The organism is Brevibacillus sp. HB2.2 (assembly GCF_013284275.1).
GTDB classification, from domain to species: domain Bacteria; phylum Bacillota; class Bacilli; order Brevibacillales; family Brevibacillaceae; genus Brevibacillus; species Brevibacillus brevis_D.
The window spans coordinates 226,678-248,101 of the sequence record NZ_JABSUV010000002.1 but is presented as its reverse complement, the minus strand read 5'-3'; the positions used below and the strand labels follow the sequence as shown (position 1 = coordinate 248,101).

Below are 21,424 nucleotides of genomic sequence, written 5' to 3'. Positions count from 1 at the left end.
AACACAATTAGCAAAGAACAGACACGCTCCAAGCAACGCGGCGAATAACGAGTGACTCCATCAAAAACCGGCCTGCGGCATATGCAGACCGGTTTATTTGCAAGAAATCAGATCACACACTGGCCTGCAACGGAATTCGGGCAGGACGATGTGTCTGAACAGGTTGTGAATCCACGTAGATCGATACATTGTGCAACGTCACGTACACAATGCTCTGCTCTTCTACGTTCAGCTCCATAAAGCGTTGCCTGCTCAACTCGGCCTCAAATACCTCCTCCGTGTCCAATCGCTTCAGGTCAAGGCGAACGATCGGCCCCAAGAGCGAAATATGATTAATCTCAGCCTGAACCGATCTGGCAGACTTCCCCTCTGGCGGGCGCACTGAGATCTCTACATCGTGTGGCCGCATGTATCCGACAGCGGGAGCCTCCACCGCTTTGTCCTTCCAATCTGTCTCGAACTCTGCCTCACCGAGCTTGATTTTGCCATTTTGGATTCGTCCGTGAAACAGATTGACCCGCCCCAGAAAACTGTACACAAACGGATTCGCCGGATGATGATAAATTTCTTCGGGCGATCCTACCTGCTCCACTCGCCCTTCATTCATCACAACTACCTGATCCGCCAATTCCATCGCTTCCTCCTGATCGTGTGTAACGAATAGAATCGTTAGCCCAAGCTTCCCGTGCAGATGACGGAGCCAGCGACGCAGCTCCTGCCTCACTTTCGTATCCAAAGCGCCAAACGGTTCATCTAGCAGCAAAAATTTTGGTTCCACTGCCAACGCCCTCGCCAATGCAACACGCTGGCGCTGCCCACCAGATAGCTGCGAGGGATAGCGATGTGCGAGACCTTCTAGCTGCACGAGTTTTAATAGGGAATGAACTTTTTCACTGATTTCTTCCTTGCTCGGTCGTGTTTTGCGTGAGCGAACGGACAATCCAAACGCAATGTTGTCAAAGATGTTCATATGCCGAAACAAGGCGTAATGCTGAAAAACAAACCCAACCTGCCGCTCGCGCACGTCGCGGTTCGTATTATCCTCTCCGTGAAAGAGAATCCTCCCCTCCTGCGGTTGCTCCAGTCCAGCAATGAGACGCAAAAGCGTCGTTTTTCCCGATCCGGAAGGTCCGAGAAGCGCTACGAGTTCGCCTTCCGGGATATGCAGATTTACATTTTTCAGCGCTGTAAAGCTCTTATAAGACTTGGTTATGTTCACTACCTCGATACTCATCCGGCTCTCTCTCCTGTCACGTCGTAGTGTTGTTCCTCATCCAGCTTTACCTGCCGCTCGGTCTTCCACTCGATCAGGCTTTTCAGAATAAGCGTCACTAAGGCTAAGGCAGCAAGCAAGGTGGCTACCGCAAAGGCAGCAGCGAATTGGTATTCGTTGTAGAGAATCTCCACATGCAACGGGAGCGTATTGGTCATGCCGCGGATATGACCAGAAACGACGGATACTGCCCCGAATTCACCCATGGCGCGGGCATTGCACAAAATGACCCCGTACAAGAGCCCCCATTTTACATTTGGCAGCGTGACGCGTAAAAAAGTTTTCCAGCCGCTTGCTCCGAGTGAGACTGCTGCTTCCTCCTCGTCTCTTCCCTGAGCTTCCATGACCGGAATCAGTTCACGAGCGACGAACGGAAAGGTAACAAAGGTCGTCGCGAGCACGATACCGGGAACCGCGAAAATGATTTTGAAATCCCACGCCGCTAGCAAGGGTGCCGCCACACCTTGACTCCCAAACAAGAGGACAAAGATTAGGCCCGCAATGACTGGAGATACGGCAAATGGCAAGTCTATCAACGTAAGCAACACATTTTTACCCGGGAACGAAAACTTGGCGATTGCCCATGCAGCAGCGATCCCGAACGTCACATTCAGCGGTACGCTAATGGCTGCCACTAGCAAGGTGAGCCTAACAGCGGATAACGTTTCCTCCTCAGTAATAGCGGCAACGAACACCTCCGCCCCTTGCCGAAATGCTTCTGTAAACACAGCCACTAGTGGCATGATCAAAAACAAGCCAAGAAAGAGCATGGCCACGATAATCAGTGTCCATCGAATATAAGCTGGCTCCGTCAAATGCTTCATACGTCATACCTCCTAACGGGCCGCATCGAATTTATTGATTTTCCATTGCAGGTAGTTGATTACCAAAAGCATGACAAAGGAAATGACAAGCATGACGGTTGCAATTGCCGTAGCGCCTGCATAATCAAACTGCTCCAGCTTGGTCATAATCAAAAGGGGTACAATCTCTGTTTTCAACGGCATGTTCCCGGAGATGAAAACGACGGACCCATACTCCCCCAAGGCTCTGGCGAAGGCAAGCGCAAAACCCGTAATGATTGCCGGTAACAGATGCGGCAAAACCACCCGCCAAAATGTATTCCATCGGGTAGCACCCAACGTAGCCGCCGCTTCCTCCATTTGCAAATCCCAATCCTGCAAAACAGGCTGGACGGTTCTGACGACAAAAGGAAGACCAATGAATGTTAGTGCAACCCATATGCCGATGGGGGTGTACGCTACCTTGATCCCCCACTCTGCCAGGTACTGCCCGATCCAGCCATTTTCAGCGTAAATAGAAGTCAGGGCAATCCCGCCTACTGCGGTAGGTAAAGCAAAAGGCAGGTCAACAATGCCGTCAATGATCCGCTTCCCCGCAAACTGATAGCGAACCAACACCCATGCCACCAAGACACCGAACACCGCATTGAGACAAGCCGCGAAAAAAGAAGTCATAATACTCACACGAATGGAGGCAAGGACCCTCGTATCCATAATCGTCCCGATGAATTGCTCCCAGCTCAGCGTCGAAGCTTTTAAAAATAAGACAGACAGAGGGATTAGCACCAGAAGACTCAGGTAGATGATGGTATAGCCCATAGTCATGCCAAAGCCTGGCAGAAACCCTCTGTTGTGGAGTGATTTTCTCATGAAGGTAACTCCTCTGAGGAAAGTGTAGGTCTATGGTTTATAAAGTTGATCGAAGACGCCTTGATCTGCAAAATGAGTCTTTTGTGCTTTCGTCCAGCCGCCAAACAACTCATCGATGGTAAACAATTGGATGTCAGGGAATGCGGGTTTATGTGCTTTGAGTACTTCCTGTGAACGAGGGCGGTAGTAATGCTTGGCTGCGAGCTCTTGGCCTTTTTTGGTATACAGGAACTGGAGGTACGCTTCCGCTACTTCTCTTGTCTTGTGCTTGTCAGCGTATTTGTCAACGAGGGTGACAGGCGGTTCAGCCAAAATGCTTACGGACGGATTTACAATCTCAAACTTGTCTTTCCCTAGTTCATTGACCGCGAGATACGCTTCGTTTTCCCATGCAATCAGCACATCCCCCATGCCACGCTCGACAAAAGTAGTGGTCGAACCGCGCGCCCCGGAATCGAGGACGGGTACATTTTTAAACAGTTGTGCGACGAATTCTTGTGCCTTCGCTTCATCTCCCCCATTTGTCTTCAAGGCATAACCCCAGGCAGCCAAGTAATTCCATCTGGCTCCCCCAGACGTTTTCGGGTTCGGAGTGATCACGGAGATACCAGGCTTGATCAAATCATCCCAATCTTTGATTTGCTTCGGATTGCCTTTACGCACCAGAAACACAATCGTGGAGGTGTAAGGCGAGCTGTTTTCCGAGCGCTTCTTTTGCCAATCAGCAGGAATCAGACCGTGTTCGGCAATCGCGTCAATATCGTAAGCGAGGGCAAGGGTCACCACATCTGCTTCCAAACCATCGATGACGGAGCGGGATTGCTTGCCTGAACCGCCATGTGATTGCTTGATCGTCACTGTTTGACCTGTCTTTTGTTGCCACTCTGAGGCAAACTCCTTGTTGATATCTTGGTAAAACTCTCGCGTCGGATCGTAGGAAACATTGAGCAGCTCTACCGTAGAGTTGCTGCCCCCTGCTCCCTTACCAGTTTCTGCTGGTGCAGCAGCCGAGCAGCCAGCCATAGCAGCAGCCATAGCAACGATTCCTACGCGTTGCAGGATCGTCTGGACCTTGCCTTTCGTGGTTTTCATACAGCTCACCTTCACTCCTCTTTTAATCTATAGTAATTTACTCGGAATACTCTGTTATTGAAGATTATACCTGCCTTTCTGTTCCTGTCAACGATATTTCCATCTACCCTATGCTAGGCAGGTAGGCCACGTTCAACTGTTATTCGCCTATCCAGCAAATTTGGGCCCGCCCGTTCTGATTTACTCAAAAAAATAAGCATTCCCGCTCAAAGCGGGAATGCTTGTTTCGATCAGACTGTGGCACTGGCATATTTCCTCCGGTCAAAAGCAAAAAGATCGGCGTCCGCGTGACTTCCTTTTGTAATCAGATCACTGATGATTTGCGCACCGATCGTGGAATAGACGGTTCCGTTCCCTCCGTAGCCTAGCGTGAACAAGCAGTGCGGATACCCCTCCTGCTCCCCAAACAGCGGGAGTCCATCATGCGTTTCAACAAAAGTCGCTCCCCAATAATATTCGGTTCGCATAGGAATATACGGAAATAACTCTTGAATCTTTGCGAGTAATTGATCCCGCTTCTTCAGACTAGAAGCATCCTTCTTTTGTAGGTCGTTCAACGGCTCATCAAGTCCTCCGACAATGATTCTGCCCTCCAAACAAGTACGGATATACAAATAGGGACGGGCGGTTTCCCAGATCAAACAAGCATTCGGCCAACCTGTAAGCACTTCGACTGGATTGGTCACGATGGAAAACGAGCTGGAAATCACCGCGTTGGCATTGCGTTTCATGGTTTGCGCTTCGTAGCCAGTCGCAAACACGGCACGCCTGCACTTGATTGTATACCCATTTTTTGTATAGACCAAAAGTCCTCCATCATGGACTTTTTGATGCACCACTTCCGTGTTTTCGTATACGCGCATCCCTTTTTTCACAGAGTGGGCGATCACACCGTTGGCAAATTTGTACGGATTGAGTTCCGCATCTCCCCTGGAAAAAATAGCCCCTGCCTTCGAAAAGGAGAATCGCTGCTCTATCTCTGAACGCTCCAAATAAGTGACTGGAAAGCCGTACTTCTTCAATAATTGGTACTCTGTCCGCAAGCCCTCCGCATCAGCTGGTTTACTGGCATAATACAAGCTGTCACGCCTTATGTAATCGGGAGATTGGTTTAGCTGCCCCGAGATTTTTTCCAATTCATCAACAGCCTGCCGCGTCAGTTCGTAAAAACGAACTCCTTTTTGCTCACCGAACGAATGGATACAGGCTGTCAGCGTTTTATCGTTGCATATTTGCAGCAAACCGGTATTAGCGCTGCTGCTGCCCCCACTCACCCGCCGTTTATCCACGAGGATGACATCCATATCATGCTGCTTCAAATAATAGGAAACGAGTGCTCCTGCCTCTCCGCCACCAATGATGAGGACATCACACTTCACATCCTCAGTAAGAGTGGGATAGAGGGGTGGTACTGGAACTGTTTCTGGCCAATACAATTTTCCGGTCACGAATATCATCAGCATGTCCCCTCAGGCTGAAAGTATCATTATGGACGTCCCTTCAATTCTCAACCATTAGGATAACCAACACGCCAACCGGCATCCCCTCCCCTATCGCCCAAGTCATTGCTTATACGGTATGATGGGTGTTAGAAGGAGTGATTGCGCTTGACTACGGTATATGTTAAGCTTCCGCACGAAAATGCAGTTGTTCGAGAAATCGCTGGAACGGATGAACTACAGGAGCTGGTGGGCGGAGACTATGAGGTAGTGGAAGATGACCATCTGGAGGGAATCTCCCTCGTTGTGAATGAAGATGCTCGCGGAGTAGAAGCAAATAATTTCCCCATCACGTCAGATGGTTTTCTAGACTGGGTCTATGGACCTTGCGTATTCGTCAAAGCAGATGGGCGTTCGCTTACAGCTGACGACCTTTCGAGAATTGACCGGTTTTTATCCTCCAAAGGATGAGGATTTGATCAAAACAATGACCCCTGACCTATCAGCTCACGTCCATGTACACGGCTGATAATCAGGGGTCTTGTATTTTCACTCAATAGAAAAAGAACTAGCTCTTGATACCGCTGCTGCCGAAGCCACCCGCTCCTCTTTCCGTCTCATCCAGCTCATCGACTACTTCGAACTGCGCGACTGGAACGATTGCAATCACGCCTTGTGCAATCCGATCCCCTTTTTTGATCAAGTAGCTATGTGTATCGACTTCTTGTTCAACGGTTACTTCGTTTTCGCCAGCACCCAGACATACCTTGCCACTTTTTCCGGATGCGATCCGAATGTTATCGATCAGGACGCATACTTCACCGCGATAACCAGCATCAACAGTCCCTGGTGCATTGGACAAGCGCAGCTTTGTTTTTGCACTGATCCCGGAGCGAGGGCGCACTTGCAATTCAAATCCTTCTGGAAGCGCGAACGCCAAGCCTGTTGGAACCTTTGCAGATTGTCCTGGGGCAATCAATGTATCCTCTACCGCGACCAGATCAAAGCCCGCGTCCATTGCTCTCGCGTACGCTGGGATCACGGCGTCTTGGTGGAGCTTTTTAATTTTCACCTGTGTAACCGGGCGCTCATTTGTCATGTTCATGTAATAGTCTCTCCTCATATAGCCTGTGGGCTGATTACCATTCATAGTGTACAAGAAGCAACCACATCCAGCAAGAAGCACTGATTTCATAAAAACCTCACAAACCCCTTACTTTTTTAGCGCTTTTAACAATGGAATGTGGTATAATCACCGATGCATCTAAAATCACAATTGAAAAAGAAAGGTGGAATTGTACCTTGCAAGTACAAAAACCATATCGCATTTTGTTGTATTACAAGTATACTCCTATTGAAAATTATGAGGAGTACGCAGCCGAGCACTTGCAATTTTGCAAGGATAATGGGCTGAAAGGGCGGATTATCATAGCTCCGGAGGGCATTAATGGAACCGTATCCGGAACGATTGAACAAACAGACGCCTACATGGAATATGTGCGAAAAGATCCACGTTTTAGTGATATGTGGTTTAAAATAGATGAGTCGGAAGAGCATGCATTCAAAAAAATGTTTGTACGTCCGAAACAGGAGCTCGTAACCTGGCGTTTGGAGGAAGATGTCAATCCGAATGAACTAGTTGGCACCTATCTGAACCCAAAAGAATGGTACGAAATGATGCAGGAAGAGGATGTCGTAATCCTCGACGGTCGCAACTATTACGAATACGATTTGGGACATTTCCGTGGCGCGATTCGCCCTGAAGTGGATTCATCCCGTGAGTTCCCTGAGTGGATTCGTGACAACATGAGCCAGTTTAAGGATAAAAAAGTCCTGACCTACTGCACAGGCGGTATTCGTTGCGAAAAGCTGACAGGTATCTTGCTGCAACAAGGTTTTGAAAATGTATACCATCTTGAGGGCGGAATTGTCACGTATGGTAAAGATCCAGAAGTCCAAGGGCGCCTGTGGGATGGAAAATGCTACGTGTTTGACGAGCGCATCTCCGTACCGATCAATCATACCGAAGAAGACGTCGTCATTGGCCGTTGCCATTACTGCGGTACTGTCGAAGACCGCTATGTAAACTGCGCCAACCCATTCTGCAACAAGCAGCACTTCTGCTGCACAGAATGTGAGACAAAATTCAAGCGTTCTTGCTCCGATGAATGCCGCGAGCACCCTCGCAACCGTTATGTAGAAGCGGAAGAACAAGCGAAGCTGCAAGCTGCTGGATCAAACGCATAATTTGGTACAAACACAAACAAGCTGATTCTCTCGCAGAGTCAGCTTGTTTTTTTATAGGCAAAAGGCTCACACTCCCCTCTCATTCCCTTTCCCTGAATTTGGTACTATAATAAAAATCAAATCATTCGCAAAAGGGGATACATTATGTCAGTGATTCATGAAACGAGCATTCTTGAATGGCAAGCTGCAATGACAGCTGGAACCACGACTTCGCGGGAATTGACCCTCGCCTTTTTACAGCGGATTGCCACCTACAACAAACAAAGCATCCGAATCAATGCCATTTGTGAGCTAAATCCAGATGCACTAGCGATCGCAGAGTCACTGGATCGAGAACGAGCGGTGTCAGGCAGTCGTGGGCCGCTTCACGGTATCCCTGTATTGATCAAGGATAACATTGCGACATCTGACAAGATGCACACGACGGCTGGAGCTCTAGCTTTAGCTGATTCGTTTGCCTCCGCGGATGCATTCGTCGTTACCAAGCTCCGAGAGGCGGGCGCGGTTATTTTAGGGAAAACCAATCTGACGGAATGGGCTAACTTTATCTCCAATGACATGCCAGATGGCTACAGCTCGCGCGGTGGACAAGTGTTGAACCCATACGGTCCTGGTGTACTCGATGTCGGCGGGTCTAGCTCGGGGTCGGCTGCTGGGATTGCCGCGGGTTTTGCCGTTGTGGCAGTCGGTACGGAGACTTCCGGGTCGATTCTCCATCCAGCAGAACAAAATTCGCTCGTGGGAATCAAACCTACTGTTGGCTTAATCAGCCGTTCGGGTATCATCCCGATTTCCCATAGCCAAGACACAGCCGGACCGATGGCAAGAACCGTGACAGATGCAGCTATTATGCTTGGCGCGCTTACTGGCATAGATGAAAAGGATCCGGTGACTGGAAAAAGCGAGGGTCTCGCGCAGACCGATTACCTCCCCTTCCTCGATGCAGATGGATTGCGGGGTGCACGCATCGGCGTTGTACGCTCCAGATTTTTGGCTGAGTGTGAAGCCGAAGAAATCGCCTTGTATGAAGTAGCAATTGAAAAGCTTAAAGAGGCTGGCGCAACTATCATAGATGCGGTCACCATCCCGACAGAAAATGCCGAATGGAACTTACATGTTCTCGTGCATGAATTCAAGGTTGGGGTAAATGCATACTTAAAAACGTTACCAGCCTCCTACCCGATCCGCTCCTTACAGGATGTCATTGCTTTTAATCGGGCACATGAAGAGCAAGCCCTGCTTTACGGGCAAGAGCTGCTGGAAGCATCCGAACAAACCAGTGGTACACTGACAGAGTCGGAATATCTGGCAAATCGCCTGTTCGATTTGGAAATGTCACAAAAACAAGGCCTTGATGCTGTCATGAAGGAGCACGAACTCGACGCCCTCCTGTACCCTGGCAGTACGGGTTATGCGATCCCGGCCAAAGCTGGTTACCCTTCCATTACGGTTCCGGCTGGCTATACTTCCGCAGGCAAACCATTTGGCATCATGCTTACTGGCTTGGCATTCCAGGAACCTACTTTACTTCGTCTGGCCTACTCTTATGAGCAAGCAACTCGACTACGAGTAGCTCCAAATATGACGACATTGTAGAGGAATCACAAGATGAACCGATATAACGGACTTTTTATTGGTACAGCAATCCCTTTTAAGCACCTGAAGAAAATCATTCGCAAATTCAACTACGCTTATTATGACAAAGCCAGTCCCGAACGACAGCAAGACTTTATCGAAATTATTCCAGATTTCCACATCAGTCACTCTGATGATCCACACCATAGGCTAGAGTGCATCATGGTGGAACCAGCGTTTTTGAACAGATTTTTAGAAATATAAACAACCTTGGCTTCACGTTCATCCTCTGCCATTATAGTCACGGTCATTTTCAAACGATCATGAATGAAATCGAGTATAGTGTTACGAGCTATCGCTCCTTGGAAGATGTCGTCTATCTGGTATTCGAAGATGAAGATGATATCGAAGGGAAATTCGCTAAAAAACTGCACACGCTCCCACTCGAAAAACAATTTGCCTCAGCCCCCGGAATCAAAACGAGCAAAGAATATCAGCATCTGCTAGATACATGGGTAAAGGAAGTACTCGCCTATCCAGCAAAAAACGCATGAGACCTATTTGGCCCCATGCGTTTTTCCCTTTCTACATCGTCTTGCTTTCTTGCTCCGCTTTCCCGAGTCGATCCTGGAACAGCTTGCTCAATTGACCGATGTTTACTTCCCATTCCTCATCCTTGTAATAAACTGTCGCTTTGGATTCGCCTTTTTTACCTACGATACGAATATTCGCTGTCTTCACTTCATAGGTGCCATCTTCCTTGAAGGAAATATCCGCATCCTTAAGCTCTTTGTCCAATACCGGGGTAATCGTCTTATCAACGACTTCCTGCGTCGCTACGGCTGCCTGGCGTCCCATTTGGATCACTTCTTCAGGACTGAATTGGAAAAACAACACGAGCACAACACCAATAATAGCTGCAAGCGAAATAATTCGAATGATACTTCGCACCACCCATTGGGCAGCCATGATGATGATTATGATAGCTAGCGCAATCGGCCAGTAATCTTTGATCAGTTGAAGTATTTGGTCCACGTATATCCCTCCTTCGATTTCAGTCTCGCCAAAAAATATCGAAACCAAATCTTCTTACAGAAAAAAACCGTCACAGCAAAGCGGACGGAATCACAAAAATGGGTTGTCTATCATTAAATTCTCGTAAAAAAAGCAAACTCCTGCTCTCATTTTCAATCATTTTAAACGAATAATTGACATCATGATCATCTTTTATCCATAATAGGAATCCGAGAAAAAATGGAAACGGGGAGATATAGGATGAAACAAAATCTGTATGATCAACCGGATTTTTATCAGGACTATCAAAAGCTGCGTCTGTCTGGTCAATCGGAGAATGATATAATCGAACAGCCTGCCTTTCGTGGATGTCTCCCTTCCCTAAAAGGTTTGCGTGTACTCGACCTCGGTTGTGGTGGCGGACAATTTGCCAGATACTGTGTAGAGCAAGGCGCAAGTGAAGTGATCGGTGTTGATCTTTCCCACAACATGCTGGAATATGCCCGAATGAATAACAGTCATGAGAACATTCAATATCTACATGGCTCCCTGGAAGACATTGAGCTTGCCACTCATGACTACGATCTCATTACGAGCTCTCTCGTCATGGACTATGTTCGTGACTATGAGCACGTGATCAACAAAATAAGCCGCGCCTTGCGCAACGGAGGACATTTCGTTTACTCCACACTCCATCCGCATATTACCGCTCGCAAAAAGGTCGAGGGCTGGGTACGCGACGAAGAGGGGCAGAAGCATTTCTGGCCCTTGGACAACTACCTGGAAGATGGAGAACGTGAAATGTACATGATGAACGGCAGAAAGGCGCTTTTTTACCACCGCTCCATGTCCACTGCTGTCAATACGTTAATCCAATCGGGGCTCACCCTCCAAGAGATTATCGAGCCGACCTGCACGCCAGAAGGACTTCTCATCCAGCCACATCAGATTTCAGAAGTAAGAAGACCGACGTTTATTATTTTCAAGACGCAGAAGATTGCTAAAAAGGAATGATGAAAAGCCCGGGAAGTGATCCGGGCTTTCTGTATCATTTCGATGCATATTTTTTTCCATTCTCATCCAGAGCTTTTGCATAATATTCTTCCTGAATAGACTCCGGGACCATACTCCCGCCCGTCGCCCATACAATATGGGTCGCCTTATTCATTTTTTCCGTTAGCCCTTGCTTCACCAGGTAGTGACGCCCTGCCTCCTGCTGAAACAATCGAACAGGTCCTGGCATGCCCGCCAACGCAGACGGCTCCAATCGAATGGATTCGAGATCACGCAAGGCACGCAACAAGGCGTATAGCTCTTCGTCAGCGACTGTATATACACCACTGAGCAGATTTTCCATGGTTTTCCCTACGAATCGCGAAGGACGGCCAACAGCCAAACCATCCGCCTCTGTCTTGTTATCGATTCCAAAGTCTTGAACGGAAACTTTGTCATGCAGTCCTGTCATTAAACCTAGCAGCATGCAGGGTGAATGGGTAGGTTCCGCAAAAAAGCAATGCACATTGTCTCCGTAGATAAGCTTCAATCCGTACGCCACGCCGCCAGGACCTCCCCCCACCCCACACGGCAGGTAGACAAACAACGGGTGATCGCTATCTACTGTAATCTGCTGCTCCTCAACCTGTTTCTTTAATCGTCCGGCTGCTACTGCATAGCCGAGGAATAGACGCTTGGAGTTCTCATCATCGATGAAATAACAATTCGGGTCGGCCTCCGCCTGCTTTCTGCCCTCTTCCACCGCTTTCCCATAATCCGATGCGTATTCGACTACCTGGACCCCTTTTGCCCGCAGCAATTCCTTTTTCCATGCTTTAGCGTCCGCTGACATGTGAACAGTGACTTGAAAACCGAGCTTCGCGCTAATGATCCCGATGCTCAAGCCGAGATTTCCTGTCGAGCCTACTGCAATGGAATAACGGGAAAACAGTTCACGGAACGCATCTGTGGCCAAAATAGCATAATCATTGTTCGGTTGCAGCATCTCATGCTTTTGGGCCAATGCTTCTGCATGTGCCAGCACCTCGTAGATGCCGCCCCGCGCTTTGATCGAGCCTGCAATAGGCAAATGGCTGTCGCATTTTAACCAGAGATTCCCCTGAATATTCGATGCAAAGCGAGCCTCTAGATGCTTTTGCATCTCTTTTATCGGAACGAGTGGGGACTCAATCAGTCCACCAGCAGCGCTCGTCTCAGGAAAAGCCAATTGAATGAACGAGCCAAAACGCCGCAAACGTTCTTCAGCATCCTGGACCTCCTCAGGCGTAACCAAGAGAGTTGCTTTTGCGATCTCGTCATAACCAGGGTTCGTCCAAAAAACTTCATCGGTCTCTAGCATGCTAGGAAGAAGCGGATATTTCGTTTTCCACTCCTCGATTGTTAACCCTTCCACCTTTTCATTGTCTCCCATCTTGAACGAGCCCCCTATTCTTCCTTCCACTCTTTTTTTTATTATAACGAAATATTACAAAACTTCTTTAAGAAAACCAAATAAAAATAACTGCTGAATCCACTCATTTGATACAATGGTCGTTAAAGAAGTTGACTGTAACAAAAAGGAAAGTGATAACATGTATCGCTATACCATATGCTTTCTCAAACATAGAAATGGAATACTCATGCTAAATCGCAACAAATCACCGTTAATGGGGCTATGGAATGGCGTAGGCGGTAAGCTAGAGCACGGAGAGACTCCACTGGACAGTGTCCTTCGCGAGGTTCGGGAAGAGACGGGTATTTTGTTAGAAACCGCTTGCTACAAAGGAATTGTCTCCTGGCGAGTCGATGGGGTTGAAACGGGCGGTATGTATGCATTTCTCGCTCATCTTCCAGAAGACTACGAGCGCTCTCAAACCCCACAGGTCGTGGAAGAAGGCATACTTGACTGGAAAGAGCTAGCTTGGGTCTTGGACCCCGACAATGCTGGCGTCCCAGAAAACCTTCCCACTTTTTTACCTTACATGTTGGAAGAGGATGAACCTTGTCAGCATATCTTTACGTACGAAAATAGTCTGGTTGTCAACTACGAAACAGCTTCATTGCCAAAGCCAGTAACCACTTGAATCGGAGGAGAAACACGGATGGAAATTCGCAAGCTTGCAGCACAGGAACAACCACCAATGGATTTACTCTTTTTGGCTGACCCCTCTGTCAGATTGGTGAAAGATTATTTACAAAGAGGCCAATGCTATGTCGCTGTTATGGAGGAGAGCATCGTAGGTGTGTACGTCTTGATACCAACCAGACCGGATACGATTGAGCTTGTGAATGTTGCCGTTGATGAGGCCCATCATGGCAAGGGCATTGGCAAAAAACTCGTTCTTCATTCCATTGAAGTAGCCAAATCTCTCGGTTATAAGACGATCGAGGTCGGCACAGGGAATTCTAGTGTGGATCAGCTCGCGCTTTATCAAAAATGTGGATTTCGGATGAGTTGGATCGATCGGGACTTTTTTTTGCGGCATTATGAGGAAGAAATTTACGAAAACGGGATTCAAGTGGTAGATATGGTTCGCCTCTCTCAAGATATTTGAGATGATTGTCTAGAAACAGTGTGAACCGAATGAGTATACATAATTTATATTATGTTATCTTTGTATAGGAAAAGGTGATGCCAGATGATCACGCACTTTTCAAAATTAACCTTACAAACTGTGTCCATCCAAGGGGTACATCAGGTTTACGCAGACTGTCTCGGCTTTCCGATTTCATCTCAATCAGACAAACAGATTACGTTTCAAGTCACGCCTGATTTTCGTTTAACCTTTGTAGAAGTGTATGAACCGATATCCCCCGCCCATATTGCTTTTCAAGTACCTTATTCCCTGTTTCATGAATCAGCGAAAAAGATCATAGAATCTGGTCTTTTGATTGTTCGATGGGAGGATGGGCATGACATTGATGAGGAAAAAGGACGGCTGAACCTGTATTTCCGTGATGGTGACGGGAATCTTCTTGAGATTATTGCCCACGAGTATGTGTCAGAGGAGGTCATCGAGCCATCCACTCCCCTGCACATTCTGTATTTACGGGAAGTCGGCTGTCCTGTGGAAAGTGTACCTGTTTTTACGCAATGGCTAAAATCGAATCTCAGTATGAAAACATACGAGGATGGCGATATTTTTAACTTCGTTATCGGCGGAACGGCACATATTGTAGCCACATGGAAAAACAGGCCTTGGATTCCCATTGCCATGAAAGCGTTGCCACCGAAAATGCACGTCACTTTTGGAACACCTGACCAAACGTTCCTACAAAAAGTGCGGAGACGATTTGAAAAAAGCAACGTCCTCTTCCACTCGGATGCTCAAGAGCTGACGTTCGTCAAGAAAGGATACTCGTTTTCGGTTATCCATACACCCGAATTCGCTCCTGACATCCCGAGCAAATTGCAATTACCGCTTTCTATCTCCACCTAGCAATACAGCGGCAGACGAGGACTTCAGACGTTGTCCCTACTGCCGCTGTTCTGCTTTCACACTATCCTCGGGCGACCTTTCTCTTCAAAAGTGGCTCGCGACCTTCGCGTCCTTGTGTTTTCGCAAGGTAGATGGCGTATTCAAGCGGCCGAGTAATGGCATTTTTGTACTGCCCCGTTGCCCCCATCTCCCGGAAAATTTCCCGCGCTGGCTTGGGATTCACTTCGATCAGCCAGGCGCGACCATCTACATCGATGCCAATATCCAGCCCAAATTCAACCATCCGTCCAAAATGATCCTCGAGTGTTTCCGCTGTTTGAAAAGCGAGCTGCTCGCAATCATGCACGATCTGCGCAGTACGCTCCTCCCCAAACCTCGGACGGAGAAATACCGAGACAGGGATAGCTCTTCCGCCGCCATGCAGATTAGAGGTGGCACTGCGTTCTGGACCCACGCGAATCCCATGACCTGTAATGCTCCATTCACCCTCCCCATTCTTTTGAATCAAGAGGCGCATGTCTACTGCCCGCGAAGGAACCAACTGCAATCGAAGCCCTTGCTGCACGATGTATTTCTCCTGTCTCGTCCAACGGTCTACCCATCTCTGGGCGGCGGCTTTGTCTCTTACGACTGTGGATACTTTCGCCCTTTGCTTGTTACGACCGAGCAGTCGAAGTTCGTCGCCACGCTTTTCAATCGACAGGATGTTTCGTCCCCCTGTTCCATTGAGTGGCTTTACATAGAGCAACGGATGCTTGCCTAACATGTTCACCAGGCTTTGTCGGTTGTACAGGTGTGTCTCCGGAAGCCAGCGATGCATTCTCGGGTCCCGATGCAGCACCTCATGTACTCGCCATTTGTTTGCCAAGCGATTGTTTACATACAAAAAATTACTCGTCCGCCGAAAGGCCACATAGTTCTTAAACGCTTGTGTTGGTGTATAGCGGTATCGGTCGAATACAGCGTCTGGACGGTCAAATATTCTTGCTTGCCAGCCACCATTGTTCCCCGGGACATACCCTCTCACCTGCTTGCCAGCTCCAAGGACATCGTTTGGTGAAAATAGGAAAGCGGTACAGCCCAGTTCTTGTCCAGCCTTGAGCAGTCGCCGAAAATAGGTTGGCTCTGCAAAGCGTTTGCCTTCCCGCCAAGTCAAGATGCCGATTATGGGTCGTTTCAAAAGACCACCCTCTCTCGTTTCCTCCTTGGCAGTTTATTCATTCCTTCGTCAAATGGCGATTATCTCAGCTTCTTTTCCAAGTGAAACAGATCGAGTGGCAACGGGGCTGTGACTTCGATGACTTCTCCCCCGAATGGATGCTCAAATTTGAGCACGGCTGCGTGCAGCGCTTGTCGCTTAATGAGTTCGCGCTTCCCACCATACAGTTCATCCCCTAAAAGCGGGTGCCCAATATGACTGAAGTGAACGCGAATTTGATGGGTTCTCCCCGTCTCCAATTGACATTCTACTTTCGTAACTGTTTGAAAGCGTTCCTTCACCTGGTAATGGGTAATCGCTGGATCGCCGTTAGGTGTGACCCTTCTGCGCGTCCCATGATTCCGATCTTTTCCGATGGGTTCATTGATTTTCCCGCGCTCTTTGGGCATTTGTCCCGAAACATACGCGACATAGGTACGCTTGATTGTGCGCTCACGCAGCATTTCATCTAACAGGGCAGAGGCCCACGGATGCTTCGCGTACAGAACAACGCCTGACGTATCCTGATCCAGTCGATGGACATGGCGGACCTTGGCTTCCAAACCTGTACGGAAAAAGTGCCCCGACACGAGATGATCCAACGTCACATGATGGTAGCGTTCGGTCGGATGTAACAGAAGACCAACCGGCTTATTCACGATGAGCAAATGATCATCCTCGTACAAGATCTCCGGCGCTTCACTGGCCGGATCAAGCCCCAATGGCTCTGGCTTGCACATCCGCAGACGAATTTCCTGCCCTGCTTTACCTACAACATGCTGGGCGACAGGTTCCCCATCCAGTAGTACTTCTTTGTGTTGGAATAAAAGATGGACCTGCTTGCGCGGCAGCTTCCACTCTTCGCGCAGCAGGTTCCCAATCGGGATGGCATCATCTTTGTCTCGTAAGTGAGCCACGAGCCATTCCCCTTCTTTTTTCATGTATAACATTTCTGTCTATCTCCCTGTTCTATGTTCATGCAATTACGCTTGCTCGATTCCTTTACTGACTTGAATAGCACGATCTAGGAAATGCTCGATCTCCTCACGACTTTTTCCGAGCTTGCTGACGAAGCGAACTAGTTCTTTTCCATTGTGGAACGCAATAAAGCTCGGAATCCCGAAGACATCGTACTTTTCGGACAGGTCCGGGAGAGTATCACGGTTGACTTTGATCATATCCAGCTGTTCTTTGTATTTCTCCTCCACGGCAGGCATGAAGGGATCAATGCGATGACAATCTGGGCACCAATCCGTGAAGAATTTGACGATGACTGGCTTGGTTGCTGCGATTACTTGTTCGAACTCAGCTTCTGTCTTAATTTCTCTCATGTTATCTTCCTCCCAGAATGATTTGGAAATAGTGTACCACAGGCGCGGGCTGTTTGGGACGTTTAGGAGAAACAATTGCCATCACTAACAAATGAGCAAACGGAAATCCTATCTCTTGTAACCCCAAAAAATTTCAAGGTAGGTGCTACTCATGAAGAAATTCGCTGCTTTGTTGATGGTTGCATGCTTGGTAACTACTGCAATTCCTGTGTCTGCCGCAACACATGACGGTCACAAAAAACACCACAAGGTACAAACAAAAGCGCATCATATGAAGACCAAGGCTCACCATATGAAAACCAAAGCACATAAAGGCAAAGCTCATATCAAGGCTCTGCCGAAAACTGGTATGGGTGGAGCAAGCAATTAAAGGGGGATCTTCCCCCTTTTCTTTGCAGCTTATGAAAAAACTTCTTGGGTCCCTTCTGTTCATTAGTTTGGTTACAATTGGTTGCGGCCATACAACTCAACAACCTGTCGAAGCTCCTAAAATCGAAAGTACCATGCAAAAACCAGCAGGGCCCATCTATATCAAGCAAACGGTTACCGTTTATGGTCCTTCGCTGCCACCTCAACCGACGTTCCTTCCTGCCCCTCCTCTTCCAGACGGAATCATGCCAACACTTCTACATATTCCGAAACTGAACCTACAAGCTCGTGTAGAACCTGTTGGCGTTTTACCGAATGGGCAAATGGATGTCCCAAAGGCTTTTGATCGCGTGGGTATTTTGTCGCCATGGACGAAGCCCGGAATGAAGGGGAATGCAGTGATCGCCGGTCATTTTGATCATTATACGGGTCCAGCTGTTTTTTACCATCTGAAAAAACTAAAGCCCGGTGACAAAATTACCGTGCGTGAAGCAAAAGGAAAAACGCTTACCTTCCAAGTTCGCAGAGTAGAAAGCTTCCAGACGGCCGAGGCTCCCATCGATCAGATTTTTGGGAATGCAGAGAGCTCCCATCTGAATTTGATTACCTGCTCCGGTAAATTTAACAAGAAAACACAGGAGCACGCTCGCAGGCTCGTCGTCTTTTCCGAACTTGTTCAAGATACAAAGCTCCAAGATGATAAACCCAGTGTTCGCAAATGAATGCGGCGACTGGGTTTTCTTGTTTGCCTTTATATTTTCCCACCCTGCTCGATGAGACATTGCACAAATGCCTCAGCCGGGCGTGACAACGGTTTGTCCTTCCGATACGCCACGACGAGTGTGCGAGAAGGTTTTGTTTTTATCCGCACATAAGTTGGAGGTTCGATCGTTCCGGGTGCGAGTGTAATCATCTTCGGTGCAAACGACAACCCCATGCCTGCTGCAACAAGTGACTGAGCTGTCTGGATGTTCGAGCTCTCAAACACAATTCGCGGTCGGAATCCCGCCTGCTCACATAGCCGAAGCGAAATCGTGCGGAAGCCTTGTCCTTCTTTTAACAGGATAAAAGGCTGATCGGCTACCTCTGCGAGATCTACTTCTTTTCGTTTCGCGAGCGGATGATTGGCTGGTACCGCCAAAAAGATTTCTTCGTTGATCGCAGGAATGATTTCCAGAGACGGATCACTGATGGGCATGGTTAATAGGCTGACATCAATTTTCCCCCGTACGAGCAGCTGCTCCAAATGACTCGACGTTTCCTCCATCAATTGCAGCTCGACGCCGGGAAATTGTTTGGTAAACGTAGGCAACACCCTTGGCAGCACGTACGCCCCTGTGATCGGCAAGCTTCCTACAAGCAATTTGCCGCTTTCTCCTACCGCATAAGCTCTCATTTCCCGCTCTAGCCCCTCTGACATGTCGACAAGCGTTTGCGCCACCTGTATAAAGCGCTGGCCTGCATCAGTCAGTTCTACGTGCTGCGGCAAGCGATGGAACAAGCTGACACCGAGTATTTTCTCCAGCTTCGCAATTTGTTGACTCAACGACGGTTGGGCCAAATGTAATCGATTGGCTGCCCGGGAGAAACTACGTTCTTCCGCAACAGCGAGTACATAACGAATTTGTCGTAACTCCATATTGACCTCCCGATAGGCAAAAACTATCCTTCTTATAATTATTATATCTTTGAACTATTCTCTTTGCCATGTTACAACCTTGTTAAGAGTTTTTGAACGAAGGAGGAATACATGATGACAGCCCGTACAATGTTTGAAAAGATTTGGGACAATCACGCTATTCACGAAGAGGCAGGCAAGCCGAGCCTTTTGTATATCGACCTGCACCTGGTTCACGAGGTGACTTCACCGCAAGCTTTCGAAGGACTCCGCTTGGCTGGCCGCAAAGTACGCCGTCCAGAGCTTACCTTCGCAACGATGGACCACAATGTACCGACTGCTGACCGTTTTAATGTCAAAGACCCGATTTCTCGTCAACAAATGGAAACCTTGACGGCGAACTGTGAGGAGTTCGGGATCACACTCGCGGATCTGAACAGCCCAGATCAAGGGATCGTTCACGTCATTGGTCCTGAGCTCGGGCTCACACATCCAGGCAAAACTATCGTCTGTGGTGACAGCCACACCTCCACTCATGGAGCATTCGGTGCCCTCGCCTTCGGTATTGGTACCAGTGAAGTGGAGCATGTACTCGCGACACAATGCTTGCAGCAATCCAAACCAAAAACCATGGAAGTACGCGTAAACGGCGACCTGCCATTCGGTGTCAGTGCAAAAGATTTAATTTTGGCGATTATCGCAAAATACGGAACTGACTTTGCAACTGGCTACGTCGTAGAATACACAGGCGCTGCGATCCGCAACCTGACCATGGAAGAACGCATGACTGTATGTAACATGACGATTGAAGGTGGCGCTCGTGCCGGCTTAATCGCTCCTGACCAGATTACGTTTGACTACCTGAAAGGCAAGCGATTCGTTCCACAAGGGGAAGATTTCCTTGCAGCTGTCGAGGCTTGGAAAGAGCTGTGCACGGACGAAGGCGCTGTGTTTGATGCCTGTGTAGAAATCGAGGCAGCCGAGATCGCACCGCAAGTGACGTGGGGAACGAGCCCTGGTATGGGTACGAACATTACGAGCACCGTTCCAAGCCCTGAGTCATTCGAGACAGTCGCACAGCGCAAAGCGGCACAGGATGCTCTGGCGTACATGGATCTTGCACCTGGCACTCCGATGAGCGAAATCAAAATCGATCGCGTCTTTATCGGCTCCTGTACAAACGGTCGGATCGAGGACTTGCGCAAAGCAGCCGAAGTGGCAAAAGGACGCAAGGTCTCCCCTTCCGTACACGCGATGGTCGTTCCTGGCTCTCAGGCAGTTAAGCAGCTCGCTGAACAAGAAGGCTTGCACCTCATTTTCCAAGAAGCTGGCTTTGATTGGCGCGAATCTGGTTGCTCCATGTGTCTGGCGATGAATCCGGATATCCTGTCGGAGGGTGAGCGTTGTGCTTCTACCTCTAACCGGAACTTCGAAGGACGTCAAGGACGCGGCGGACGGACGCATCTGGTCAGCCCGGAAATGGCAGCAGCAGCAGCTATCGCAGGTCACTTCGTCGATGTACGTGAATGGAAAAGCGAGAACGCTAACAAGGAGGTCTTCCAATGAATCCATTTGTCATCCACACCGGAGTGGTAGCCCCACTCGATCGTGTAAACGTAGATACGGACGCAATAATCCCTAAGCAGTTCTTGAAGCGCATTGAGCGCAGCGGTTTTGGTCAATTCCTGTTCTACGAATGGCGCTTTACTGTCGATGGTGCGCCAATCGATTCGTTCATTCTGAATACACCTGCGTACAAGGAGTCTACTGTCCTTCTTGCCCGCAACAATTTTGGCTGCGGCTCCTCTCGTGAGCATGCACCATGGGCACTCCTTGATTATGGTTTCCGCTGTGTAATTGCTCCATCCTTTGCGGACATTTTTTACAACAATTGCTTCAAAAACGGCATCCTGCCAATCAAGTTGAGCGAAGAGCAAGTCGATGAGCTGTTCAACCGTGCCGAAAGCAAGCCGAACTATCAGCTGACCATCGATTTGCAAGAACAAGTCGTTCGTGACAATGAAGGTCTCTCCTACCCGTTCGAGGTAGATTCCTATCGTCGTTACTGCCTCCTGAATGGTCTCGACGATATTGGAATTACATTACAGTACGAAGATAAGATCGCTGCATACGAGGCAAGTCGTTAAGTTTCCCTCCATCGC

Annotated in this window: 25 protein-coding genes; 13 read left to right on the top strand and 12 right to left on the bottom strand. The window is 48.5% G+C overall.

Annotated elements, in window-relative coordinates; genetic code table 11:
• Positions 1–112: 112 nt before the first annotated feature.
• The 5 genes from HP401_RS02520 to HP401_RS02500 all read right to left on the bottom strand — a co-directional run bounded on the left by HP401_RS02520 (position 113) and on the right by HP401_RS02500 (position 5,495).
• Positions 113–1,234, bottom strand: coding sequence for a sulfate/molybdate ABC transporter ATP-binding protein (locus HP401_RS02520; RefSeq protein WP_173603933.1), 1,122 nt, complete (start codon positions 1,232–1,234; stop codon positions 113–115).
• Complete coding sequence (gene cysW / locus HP401_RS02515) at positions 1,231–2,097, bottom strand: sulfate ABC transporter permease subunit CysW (protein WP_012686235.1); 867 nt, start codon at positions 2,095–2,097, stop codon at positions 1,231–1,233. Before cysW ends, HP401_RS02520 begins: the two co-directional genes overlap by 4 nt.
• 12 nt (positions 2,098–2,109) lie before the next feature.
• Entirely contained in the window at positions 2,110–2,946 is an 837-nt protein-coding gene (gene cysT / locus HP401_RS02510; protein ID WP_173603932.1) for a sulfate ABC transporter permease subunit CysT, read from the bottom strand.
• 30 nt (positions 2,947–2,976) lie between these two features.
• A complete protein-coding gene (locus HP401_RS02505) occupies positions 2,977–3,981 on the bottom strand; it encodes a sulfate ABC transporter substrate-binding protein (RefSeq protein ID WP_242466622.1) in 1,005 nt (334 codons plus the stop codon).
• Positions 3,982–4,268: 287 nt separating this feature from the next.
• Positions 4,269–5,495 carry an NAD(P)/FAD-dependent oxidoreductase gene (locus HP401_RS02500; RefSeq protein ID WP_173603931.1) on the bottom strand — a complete coding sequence of 409 codons (1,227 nt, stop codon included), beginning with the start codon at positions 5,493–5,495 and terminating at the stop codon, positions 4,269–4,271.
• A gap of 150 nt (positions 5,496–5,645) precedes the next feature.
• Here HP401_RS02500 and HP401_RS02495 point away from each other — a divergent pair, with 150 nt between their 5' ends.
• Positions 5,646–5,948 carry a DUF3846 domain-containing protein gene (locus tag HP401_RS02495; RefSeq protein WP_016740093.1) on the top strand — a complete coding sequence of 101 codons (303 nt, stop codon included), beginning with the start codon at positions 5,646–5,648 and terminating at the stop codon, positions 5,946–5,948.
• A gap of 97 nt (positions 5,949–6,045) precedes the next feature.
• Here the strand turns inward: HP401_RS02495 and dut are convergent, their stop codons facing one another.
• Positions 6,046–6,582 carry a dUTP diphosphatase gene (dut, locus tag HP401_RS02490; RefSeq protein ID WP_173603930.1) on the bottom strand — a complete coding sequence of 179 codons (537 nt, stop codon included), beginning with the start codon at positions 6,580–6,582 and terminating at the stop codon, positions 6,046–6,048.
• Positions 6,583–6,779: 197 nt separating this feature from the next.
• Between dut and trhO the strand changes: the two genes are divergently transcribed.
• The 4 genes from trhO to HP401_RS29785 all read left to right on the top strand — a co-directional run bounded on the left by trhO (position 6,780) and on the right by HP401_RS29785 (position 9,853).
• Positions 6,780–7,724 (top strand): oxygen-dependent tRNA uridine(34) hydroxylase TrhO, encoded by a 945-nt coding sequence (trhO, locus tag HP401_RS02485; protein ID WP_173603929.1) that lies wholly within the window; start codon positions 6,780–6,782, stop codon positions 7,722–7,724.
• A 144-nt stretch (positions 7,725–7,868) separates the two neighbouring features.
• A complete protein-coding gene (locus tag HP401_RS02480) occupies positions 7,869–9,320 on the top strand; it encodes an amidase family protein (RefSeq protein ID WP_173603928.1) in 1,452 nt (483 codons plus the stop codon).
• A 12-nt stretch (positions 9,321–9,332) separates the two neighbouring features.
• A complete protein-coding gene (locus tag HP401_RS29790; protein ID WP_254456980.1) occupies positions 9,333–9,563 on the top strand; it encodes a hypothetical protein in 231 nt (76 codons plus the stop codon).
• 59 nt (positions 9,564–9,622) lie between these two features.
• The gene (locus HP401_RS29785; protein WP_254456979.1) at positions 9,623–9,853 is read left to right on the top strand and encodes a hypothetical protein; all 231 of its coding nucleotides are present in this window, start codon (positions 9,623–9,625) and stop codon (positions 9,851–9,853) included.
• Between the two features lie 31 nt (positions 9,854–9,884).
• On the opposite strand, the gene HP401_RS02470 is transcribed toward HP401_RS29785, so the two are convergent.
• A complete protein-coding gene (locus tag HP401_RS02470) occupies positions 9,885–10,334 on the bottom strand; it encodes a hypothetical protein (RefSeq protein ID WP_173603927.1) in 450 nt (149 codons plus the stop codon).
• A gap of 240 nt (positions 10,335–10,574) precedes the next feature.
• Here HP401_RS02470 and HP401_RS02465 point away from each other — a divergent pair, with 240 nt between their 5' ends.
• Positions 10,575–11,327 (top strand): class I SAM-dependent methyltransferase, encoded by a 753-nt coding sequence (locus tag HP401_RS02465; protein ID WP_173603926.1) that lies wholly within the window; start codon positions 10,575–10,577, stop codon positions 11,325–11,327.
• Positions 11,328–11,361: 34 nt separating this feature from the next.
• On the opposite strand, the gene HP401_RS02460 is transcribed toward HP401_RS02465, so the two are convergent.
• Positions 11,362–12,738: a D-serine ammonia-lyase gene (locus tag HP401_RS02460; RefSeq protein ID WP_173603925.1), complete on the bottom strand. Its 1,377-nt coding sequence runs from the start codon at positions 12,736–12,738 to the stop codon at positions 11,362–11,364.
• Between the two features lie 160 nt (positions 12,739–12,898).
• On the opposite strand from HP401_RS02460, the gene HP401_RS02455 reads away from it, so the two are divergent.
• The 3 genes from HP401_RS02455 (at position 12,899) to HP401_RS02445 (ending at position 14,746) form a co-directional block, all read left to right on the top strand.
• Positions 12,899–13,390 carry an NUDIX hydrolase gene (locus tag HP401_RS02455; RefSeq protein WP_087350279.1) on the top strand — a complete coding sequence of 164 codons (492 nt, stop codon included), beginning with the start codon at positions 12,899–12,901 and terminating at the stop codon, positions 13,388–13,390.
• Between the two features lie 18 nt (positions 13,391–13,408).
• On the top strand, positions 13,409–13,861 hold the full coding sequence (locus tag HP401_RS02450; protein WP_012686223.1) for a GNAT family N-acetyltransferase: 453 nt from the start codon (positions 13,409–13,411) through the stop codon (positions 13,859–13,861).
• 84 nt (positions 13,862–13,945) lie between these two features.
• Positions 13,946–14,746, top strand: coding sequence for a VOC family protein (locus HP401_RS02445; protein WP_173603924.1), 801 nt, complete (start codon positions 13,946–13,948; stop codon positions 14,744–14,746).
• Positions 14,747–14,807: 61 nt separating this feature from the next.
• Here the strand turns inward: HP401_RS02445 and HP401_RS02440 are convergent, their stop codons facing one another.
• From HP401_RS02440 to HP401_RS02430, 3 genes are read right to left on the bottom strand one after another with little or no spacing between them, the layout of a single operon-like run.
• Positions 14,808–15,926, bottom strand: a complete 1,119-nt coding sequence (locus HP401_RS02440) for a YheC/YheD family endospore coat-associated protein (protein ID WP_173603923.1) — start codon at positions 15,924–15,926, stop codon at positions 14,808–14,810.
• A gap of 59 nt (positions 15,927–15,985) precedes the next feature.
• Positions 15,986–16,894 (bottom strand): RluA family pseudouridine synthase, encoded by a 909-nt coding sequence (locus HP401_RS02435; protein ID WP_173603922.1) that lies wholly within the window; start codon positions 16,892–16,894, stop codon positions 15,986–15,988.
• Positions 16,895–16,927: 33 nt separating this feature from the next.
• The gene (locus HP401_RS02430) at positions 16,928–17,275 is read right to left on the bottom strand and encodes a thioredoxin family protein (RefSeq protein WP_173603921.1); all 348 of its coding nucleotides are present in this window, start codon (positions 17,273–17,275) and stop codon (positions 16,928–16,930) included.
• Positions 17,276–17,426: 151 nt separating this feature from the next.
• Between HP401_RS02430 and HP401_RS02425 the strand changes: the two genes are divergently transcribed.
• Positions 17,427–17,645: a hypothetical protein gene (locus HP401_RS02425; RefSeq protein ID WP_012686218.1), complete on the top strand. Its 219-nt coding sequence runs from the start codon at positions 17,427–17,429 to the stop codon at positions 17,643–17,645.
• A 133-nt stretch (positions 17,646–17,778) separates the two neighbouring features.
• The gene (locus HP401_RS02420) at positions 17,779–18,366 is read left to right on the top strand and encodes a class F sortase (RefSeq protein WP_254456978.1); all 588 of its coding nucleotides are present in this window, start codon (positions 17,779–17,781) and stop codon (positions 18,364–18,366) included.
• Between the two features lie 29 nt (positions 18,367–18,395).
• Here HP401_RS02420 and HP401_RS02415 read toward each other — a convergent pair whose 3' ends face one another.
• A complete protein-coding gene (locus tag HP401_RS02415) occupies positions 18,396–19,283 on the bottom strand; it encodes a LysR family transcriptional regulator (RefSeq protein WP_012686216.1) in 888 nt (295 codons plus the stop codon).
• Between the two features lie 114 nt (positions 19,284–19,397).
• On the opposite strand from HP401_RS02415, the gene leuC reads away from it, so the two are divergent.
• Both leuC and leuD read left to right on the top strand, forming a co-directional pair.
• Positions 19,398–20,828, top strand: a complete 1,431-nt coding sequence (leuC, locus tag HP401_RS02410) for a 3-isopropylmalate dehydratase large subunit (protein ID WP_173603953.1) — start codon at positions 19,398–19,400, stop codon at positions 20,826–20,828.
• The gene (gene leuD, locus HP401_RS02405; RefSeq protein WP_064200017.1) at positions 20,825–21,409 is read left to right on the top strand and encodes a 3-isopropylmalate dehydratase small subunit; all 585 of its coding nucleotides are present in this window, start codon (positions 20,825–20,827) and stop codon (positions 21,407–21,409) included. Before leuC ends, leuD begins: the two co-directional genes overlap by 4 nt.
• Positions 21,410–21,424: the final 15 nt, after the last annotated feature.

What these genes read in the sequence shown, in the direction of transcription:
- HP401_RS02420 (WP_254456978.1), top strand. Translation starts at nt 17,779, where the DNA reads ATGCAAAAACCAGCAGGGCCCATCTATATCAAGCAAACGGTTACCGTT.
- HP401_RS02460 (WP_173603925.1), bottom strand. Translation starts at nt 12,738, where the DNA reads ATGGGAGACAATGAAAAGGTGGAAGGGTTAACAATCGAGGAGTGGAAA.
- cysW (WP_012686235.1), bottom strand. Translation starts at nt 2,097, where the DNA reads ATGAAGCATTTGACGGAGCCAGCTTATATTCGATGGACACTGATTATC.
- HP401_RS02415 (WP_012686216.1), bottom strand. Translation starts at nt 19,283, where the DNA reads ATGGAGTTACGACAAATTCGTTATGTACTCGCTGTTGCGGAAGAACGT.
- HP401_RS02465 (WP_173603926.1), top strand. Translation starts at nt 10,575, where the DNA reads ATGAAACAAAATCTGTATGATCAACCGGATTTTTATCAGGACTATCAA.
- HP401_RS02450 (WP_012686223.1), top strand. Translation starts at nt 13,409, where the DNA reads ATGGAAATTCGCAAGCTTGCAGCACAGGAACAACCACCAATGGATTTA.
- dut (WP_173603930.1), bottom strand. Translation starts at nt 6,582, where the DNA reads ATGAACATGACAAATGAGCGCCCGGTTACACAGGTGAAAATTAAAAAG.
- cysT (WP_173603932.1), bottom strand. Translation starts at nt 2,946, where the DNA reads ATGAGAAAATCACTCCACAACAGAGGGTTTCTGCCAGGCTTTGGCATG.
- leuD (WP_064200017.1), top strand. Translation starts at nt 20,825, where the DNA reads ATGAATCCATTTGTCATCCACACCGGAGTGGTAGCCCCACTCGATCGT.
- HP401_RS02455 (WP_087350279.1), top strand. Translation starts at nt 12,899, where the DNA reads ATGTATCGCTATACCATATGCTTTCTCAAACATAGAAATGGAATACTC.
- HP401_RS02500 (WP_173603931.1), bottom strand. Translation starts at nt 5,495, where the DNA reads ATGATATTCGTGACCGGAAAATTGTATTGGCCAGAAACAGTTCCAGTA.
- HP401_RS02425 (WP_012686218.1), top strand. Translation starts at nt 17,427, where the DNA reads ATGAAGAAATTCGCTGCTTTGTTGATGGTTGCATGCTTGGTAACTACT.
- HP401_RS29790 (WP_254456980.1), top strand. Translation starts at nt 9,333, where the DNA reads ATGAACCGATATAACGGACTTTTTATTGGTACAGCAATCCCTTTTAAG.
- leuC (WP_173603953.1), top strand. Translation starts at nt 19,398, where the DNA reads ATGACAGCCCGTACAATGTTTGAAAAGATTTGGGACAATCACGCTATT.
- HP401_RS02430 (WP_173603921.1), bottom strand. Translation starts at nt 17,275, where the DNA reads ATGAGAGAAATTAAGACAGAAGCTGAGTTCGAACAAGTAATCGCAGCA.
- HP401_RS02480 (WP_173603928.1), top strand. Translation starts at nt 7,869, where the DNA reads ATGTCAGTGATTCATGAAACGAGCATTCTTGAATGGCAAGCTGCAATG.
- HP401_RS02505 (WP_242466622.1), bottom strand. Translation starts at nt 3,981, where the DNA reads ATGGCTGCTGCTATGGCTGGCTGCTCGGCTGCTGCACCAGCAGAAACT.
- HP401_RS02520 (WP_173603933.1), bottom strand. Translation starts at nt 1,234, where the DNA reads ATGAGTATCGAGGTAGTGAACATAACCAAGTCTTATAAGAGCTTTACA.
- HP401_RS29785 (WP_254456979.1), top strand. Translation starts at nt 9,623, where the DNA reads ATGAATGAAATCGAGTATAGTGTTACGAGCTATCGCTCCTTGGAAGAT.
- HP401_RS02445 (WP_173603924.1), top strand. Translation starts at nt 13,946, where the DNA reads ATGATCACGCACTTTTCAAAATTAACCTTACAAACTGTGTCCATCCAA.
- HP401_RS02435 (WP_173603922.1), bottom strand. Translation starts at nt 16,894, where the DNA reads ATGTTATACATGAAAAAAGAAGGGGAATGGCTCGTGGCTCACTTACGA.